A 4,635-nucleotide genomic window follows, 5' to 3' on the forward strand; every position below is an offset into this window, starting at 1 on the left:
GGTTTATGTAAATGATTTGCCAATTTGGTCAATGAATTATTATGGTCGTGTGTTAGATAAACGATTCGATGGTGATTTTTTAAAAGCTGTTTTAAAACAAGTTCCTATAAATAAGCCGTTTAGAGGACCAGAAAGATTTTCTAAAGGGGATTTTCATTATTATAATACGGTTGAAGGTGAAATTGAGTTTTTTCATGGTAAAGAAGTAATCTTTTATCAAGAAACTAAAATATATGAGTGTTTATATCATGGTGGGATGATTGAATAAAAAAATGTCAGAGTATTCTGGCATTTTTATTTAGAAATTTTGATTTTATCATTGGATAATTTATTTTTTAAGTGATTTGATAATTACGCTAATTCTTGATATTGATCTCAATTATTTTAGTTAGCATTTTTGCTTAAAATGATTATCATATTTAGGTATATAAAATCATATCAAAAGTGAATTAAGTATATTTTGTTTTAAATAGTTGAGATGTTTTGTGAAAATAATGTTGCTTTAAATATATTGATATGATTAAAAAATATTTGAAATAAAATAATTTTAAATAGGTTTTGTTATAAAAGAAAGAATTAGTTTTTTTATTTATATGGTATAATAACTGATGAAAAGATTTAATTTATAATTCAATGAAATTTTATTTGATAAGTGAGATAATAGAAAATATCGGAGGTAATGAAAATGAAAATTTTAGCGTTTACAGGAGCAGGAATTTCTAAACAGTCAAATATTCCTACATTCATGGAAAGACCAGATGTAAGAGAAAAGTTATTTAGAGATTATGCTAATACCCATCATCAAGAATATAATGAAGTAATTAAACAGTTAAAGGCTAATATGAATGGTGCTAAACCTAATGATGCCCATTATGCTTTAGCTCAGTATAACATTCCAGTTATTACGATGAATATTGATGGATTGCATAAACTAGCTGGCAGTGATGCATTAGAGATGCATGGCGGACTTCCTGAAGATGATGAAATGGATATAGCCTATTCATTATATAATAAACCAGTATTATATGGTGATCCGGCACCCAATTATCAAAAAGCTTATGAAATGGTTTATGATTTAAGGCCTAATGATGTTTTCTTAGTTATTGGCTGTTCTTATCATACGGCAATTGCGGTTGATTTAAGAGAGATAGCCAGATTAAGAGGTGCAAAAATCATCGAAATTCAAGAAGATGCTGCTCATAATGTAAGAAAGATATTAGAAAAAATAATCGGAGATCAAAAATAGTGAAAAATATCTATATTACCAATATACTAATAAATTCAGTTAGCCATTTAAAAAATATTGAAATACCTTTATCGAATGAAAAGAAAAATCTAATTATTACTGGAAAAAATGGTAGTGGTAAAACTTGTTTATTAGATGCACTTGCAAAACATTTGCAATCACTAGCTAGTGAGGATGCTTTTGGTGAATATTCAAAATATCTAAAAAACATACAAGAATCATTAAACCGTACTCATCGTAATCAAAATTTAGGAACGATTAATCAAATTCATGAAGATGTAATTAGCTGGAAGAATAAGTTGTTTGAAATAAATAATGGATTAGATATTTTATTTAATATAGATGCATCAAGTATTTATAAATATTTTAATGACGGTGAATTTGTTTTAGCGTATTATAAAGCAGATAGAGTTTTTCAAATTGAAGAAGTAAAAAACGTTGAAAAGATAAGTTTAAATACCAAATATTTAATTGAAGAAAAGCCAAGTTCTAAGTTTGTGAAATATCTTGTCGATTTAAAAGTTACGGAGGCACTAGCTTTAACAAACGGAAAAGAAAGAAAAGCTCAACAAATTGCAAGTTGGTTTCAGTCTTTAGAAGATCATCTAAAAGTTATTTTTGATGATCAATCGCTTCGACTAGTATTTGATGATGATGTTTTTAATTTTTATATTTCAATTAATGGAAGAAATAATTTTGATTTCAATACTTTATCAGGCGGATATTCTGCGATACTTGATATTGTAGTAGATTTAATTATGCGAATGGAAAAAATATCAAATAGAAGATTTGAGTATACTGTGCCTGGTATAGTTTTAATTGATGAAATAGAAGCTCATTTGCATTTAGAACTACAAAAAAATATCATGAAATTTTTAACAGCTATTTTTCCGAATATTCAATTTATTGTAACAACACATTCGCCTTTTGTAGTTAATAGTTTGGATAATGTTATTATATATGATTTAGAAAATGGTATTTTAGTTGAAAATGGATTAACAAACGTTCCTTATAAAGGAATAGTCGAGGGATATTTTCGAGTGGACTCCTGTTCAAAAAAATTAAAAGATAAATTTGAAAGATATAAGAAATTAGTAAAGAAAAAGTATTTAGAAGATGAAGATTTTGCTGAAATCTCAAGACTTCAAATTTATTTAGAAAAAATTCCTGATTATTTAGCGTTGGATATTTCAACTGAATATCAAATGTTAAAACTGGAATTTGAGGGGAGAAATGATTTGGAATGATAAAAATTGAAAGAAGTTTAATGGCTCCTAAATCACTTAAAGAAAAACGTAGATATGATGGTAATGATGTTGTTATGCAATTAAAACATGATTTTTATGATAAATGTTATATATGTGGCATTAAACCAGTACAAGATCCTGAAATAGAACATCTATTACCTCATAAAAACGGGAAGTTTCCTGAAAGAAAATTTGATTGGCAAAATTTGTTTTGGTCATGTCGGCATTGTAATAGTATTAAAAATCAGACAAAGTATGACGAAAATGTTATAGATTGTTGTAAAAGGGATCCTGAAATGTTAATAGATTTCATGTTAATGGGAGATTCTGTTATTGTAAATGCAAAAGGTAATAGTGATAAGGAAGCTCTTGTAACTGCTGAATTAGTAAATGAAGTCTTTAATAAAAAGAATACTGGAATGAGAATTTATAAATGTCAAGTTAGGGTAGATGAGCTATTTAAAGAAATGTATGCTTTGTTTGATACATTAGAAAAGTATCAAAATAATGATCGTTCAATAATCGTACAAAGAACTTTAAGGGGGTTATTAAATCGGAAATCTCCTTTTGCTGAATTTAAAAGAAATTATATTAGAATTCATCAAGATAGATATCTTGAATTAATGCAATATATTAATTAATATAGTAATATTTTACTAAAAATAAGTAATTAACAATTGTTTATAATATATTATAGTGAGAATGCAATTATTAAGGTAATAACAAGCAATCAAAGTATATGAAAAATATAAATTGAAGTTACGAAAATTATGAAATTACAATAATTTGACTAAAAAACTATTGGAAATTGTGGTTTTATCTTAGCATACTTTTTCATTTCTAGTGGCTATTAATAAATCATAAGAAAATAAATGTTTATTAATTGACAAAATTATTTTTAATCAGTATTATTAGATATATAGTTTAAATACGTTGAATTGAAAGAGTAGACTAGGCGTTTAGGCAAAGAGAGTATCGGTGTGGTGTGACGGTATCCAAACAAATAGTTGAATACATCAAGGAGTAGAATGTTGAAATTAGTAGGCATCTCCGGGAACACCCGTTATAGTGTTAGAGTATGAACTGTTTTTAAACAGCGTACTTGATGAGGCTAATATGAGTGATCTATTAGTGAATAAAGGTGGTACCACGAAGTTATCTCGTCCTTTGATTAGGACGAGTTTTTTATTTATAAGGAGGAAATTGAAATGATTATTGTCTTAAAACCGCATACAAATGAAAAGGAAATTGAAAAAATTGAACAGTTAATTGTTGCTAAAGGAGCTCAGCCTCATGTTTCTAAAGGAGAAATCCAAACTATTATTGGCATGGTAGGGGATACGACTAAAATTGATCCTAAAGCAATTGAAGTTGAAGAATGTGTTGAAAAAGTAATGAAAGTATCGGAACCATATAAATTGGCTAATCGGGCTTTCCATCCTGATGATACAATTATCGATGTTGCCGGAGTGAAGATCGGTGGCGATAATTTAGCCTTGATTGCAGGACCATGCTCGGTTGAAAGTGAAAAACAGGTGATTGAAATCGCTAAATCAATCAAAGCTTCCGGTGCAAATATTTTAAGAGGGGTAGCTTTAAAACCAAGAACTTCACCTTATGCTTTCCAGGGAATGGGGTCTTCAGGATTGGATATTTTAGTAGCTGCTAAAAAAGAAACAGGACTGCCAATTTGTTCTGAATTAATGGATGCTTCATATTTAGATGAATTCAATGAAAAAGTTGATTTGATTCAAATTGGAGCCAGAAATATGCAAAACTTTGATCTGCTTAAAAAAGTTGGAGCAGGAACAAATAAACCAATTTTATTAAAACGGGGCTTAAGCGCAACTTTTGAAGAATGGATCATGTCAGCTGAATACATTATGGCTAGCGGAAATCCTAATGTAATTCTATGTGAACGGGGAATCAGAACGTTTGAAAGCTATACAAGAAATACATTAGACTTGCAGGCAATCCCGGTAATCAAGAAATTAACACATTTACCAATCGTAATCGATCCAAGCCATGCGGGAGGAAAATGGTGGTTAGTAGAACCGATGGCAAAAGCGGCAATTGCAGCCGGAGCCGACGGATTAATGGTCGAAGTACACAATAATCCAGAAAAGGCATTATGTGATGGAC

Annotated in this window: 5 protein-coding genes and 1 other annotated feature; all 5 genes read left to right on the forward strand. The window is 29.1% G+C overall.

Features of this window, described 5'->3' with window-relative positions; translation table 11 throughout:
* Positions 1-268 (forward strand): DUF5680 domain-containing protein (locus J7M77_RS04315; RefSeq protein WP_296876357.1); only part of this gene is annotated, 268 nt, incomplete at its 5' end.
* Between the two features lie 417 nt (positions 269-685).
* Positions 686-1,246 carry a Sir2 family NAD-dependent protein deacetylase gene (locus tag J7M77_RS04320; RefSeq protein ID WP_296876359.1) on the forward strand — a complete coding sequence of 187 codons (561 nt, stop codon included), beginning with the start codon at positions 686-688 and terminating at the stop codon, positions 1,244-1,246.
* Positions 1,246-2,493 (forward strand): AAA family ATPase, encoded by a 1,248-nt coding sequence (locus J7M77_RS04325; RefSeq protein ID WP_296876361.1) that lies wholly within the window; start codon positions 1,246-1,248, stop codon positions 2,491-2,493. Before J7M77_RS04320 ends, J7M77_RS04325 begins: the two co-directional genes overlap by 1 nt.
* Entirely contained in the window at positions 2,490-3,134 is a 645-nt protein-coding gene (locus J7M77_RS04330) for an HNH endonuclease (RefSeq protein ID WP_296876363.1), read from the forward strand. Before J7M77_RS04325 ends, J7M77_RS04330 begins: the two co-directional genes overlap by 4 nt.
* A 283-nt stretch (positions 3,135-3,417) precedes the next feature.
* Positions 3,418-3,664: a binding site (T-box leader), on the forward strand.
* Positions 3,665-3,701: 37 nt separating this feature from the next.
* The coding region (aroF, locus tag J7M77_RS04335; RefSeq protein WP_296876365.1) for a 3-deoxy-7-phosphoheptulonate synthase at positions 3,702-4,635 on the forward strand (934 nt) is incomplete at its 3' end.

Source organism: Thomasclavelia sp. (assembly GCF_017889095.1).
In the GTDB taxonomy this organism is placed as follows: Bacteria; Bacillota_I; Bacilli_A; order Erysipelotrichales; family Coprobacillaceae; genus Thomasclavelia.